Annotated in this window: 1 protein-coding gene and 1 pseudogene; both read right to left on the reverse strand. The window is 54.7% G+C overall.

Translation table 11 applies throughout. The features are described from left to right. Positions 1-1,465, reverse strand: a 1,465-nt coding sequence (locus tag EH55_RS07390) for a V-type ATP synthase subunit I (protein WP_037976313.1), incomplete at its 3' end; no start/stop codon positions are given. Positions 1,466-1,580: 115 nt separating this feature from the next. Then, positions 1,581-1,764: pseudogene (locus EH55_RS14735) on the reverse strand (hypothetical protein); the annotation flags it as partial.

Below are 1,764 nucleotides of genomic sequence, written 5' to 3' on the forward strand. Positions count from 1 at the left end.
GCGCGCATAGCGTCCAGTAGAGGGCGAGGCCGGCTAGTCCCTGCCCGTCGAAGAGCAGACGCCCGAAGTCCTTAGCTCGGTACTGCTTTATCATGTTCAATATCAGGCCGAGGCTTATCATGAAAACGCCGAGCCCTATGGAGACCGCAAGCAGAGTGTTGACGTCGCGCATGGGATTGAGCCACAAATCTGGGATGATCCCCTCGATGCCGAAGATACTTCCGTACATCACGCCGAAAGACATCGACGAAATCGCCGCGAGCCTCATGACCTGTCCGAGAGAAGTGCGCATCAGGCCGCGCCTGACGAGCAGCGTCGAACCGAGGAATATCAAAAGCCCGTGCCCTACGTCGCCGAACATGAACCCGAAGAAAAGTATGAAAGAGATCGCAACGATTGGAGACGGGTCTATCTCACCGTAGGAAGGCAGGCTGTACATTGCGACTATGTCCTGGAAGGAGCGGAAGAAGGCGTTGTTCTTCAGCTTCGTCGGAATCCTTATACCGGTATAGGAAATATCCTTCGTATCCTCCGCCATGAGCGTCGTCATCGGCGCTTCTTCGGCGAGAGTCATGCGTATCTGGGCGTAGGTGTCGGCGGGAATCCAGCCTGACAGGACGAACATGCCGCTTACCTCGCCGTGCCCCTTGCATACGTCGTAGACGCGCTGCATCGTGTATAGGCGGGAGAAGAGAAGCTCATAGTCGGCGCGGTGTTCGCGCAGCATCTCCTTGGCCGCCTTCGCAAGGCCGCTTATCGCGCGCTGGTGGTTGGCTATGCGCTTTTCGACGTCTGCGAGAGGGTCTTCTCCGCTGAGCTGCCCTGCTATTTCGTTTAATGAAAATTCTTTGAAATATACCGTTTCGAGCAGTTTTTTTGCTGGTTTTTCATAGCTCGGCACCGTGAGTACGAGCAACCATGTGTTGCCGCTCGATATCGTCAGCTCGTTTATGACTATCGGCGATTCTGAGCCGCTTTCTATAAGGCGGTGATAATTTTCATTTGAAAGGCAGCCGAAGAAGATCTTCACAAAGCGCTGGTCAGCTAGCTCTTTCGGCCCAAATCCGGTCCCTGCGAGCGCTTCCACGAATATCTTCGTGGCGTTGAGGAGCTCCTTTTCCTCGGTCAGCACGCGTCTGCGCTCGTCCCACACTTGCAGCCTCTTCGACGTCTGGTCGACCATCATGCGCGCGTATGTCAAAGTGAAATCCTTTGTGATGGTGACGGGCTGCGGATATGGAATCGCTTCGCCTGCAACTTTCCATATCGTCGATATTTTCGTCAGCAGCTCATCGTATGGGTTAGCCGTCTCCGTCGTCAATTTCGCGCGCAGCGAGCGGTCGTTGACAAGAATGTCAAGCGGCAGCGGCTGGAATCCCCCTGTGAGGACCATCTGGCGCGCTACCGGCTCCATCTCGGACTGAGGCCCGATCATGGTGAGCGCGACCATTTTCATTACTGCCATGCTGTTTCACCCCCGGTTAATATAGGTCTGATGAGGTACTGGGCCGCCGAACGGCGGTCGTAGTCGTACCGCACGTCCTCTATCATTCTGATGATATCCGAGATCTCGTGATCCTTCAGTATAAATAAGCGATAGCCGTGTGAAAGCCGGGGACTCCGCTCCTCAGTATCGCGAGAGCCTTCAGATAGTTAAACCTTTTTATAGACATTTCCAGCGCAAGCTCTTTGTCGTCCCTTTCAAGAGCGTCGCGGAAGATTTCCCATAGACGGGGAAGAGCGTTTCGAGCATCCTGAGCCGCT

It is taken from the genome of Synergistes jonesii (assembly GCF_000712295.1).
GTDB classification, from domain to species: domain Bacteria; phylum Synergistota; class Synergistia; order Synergistales; family Synergistaceae; genus Synergistes; species Synergistes jonesii.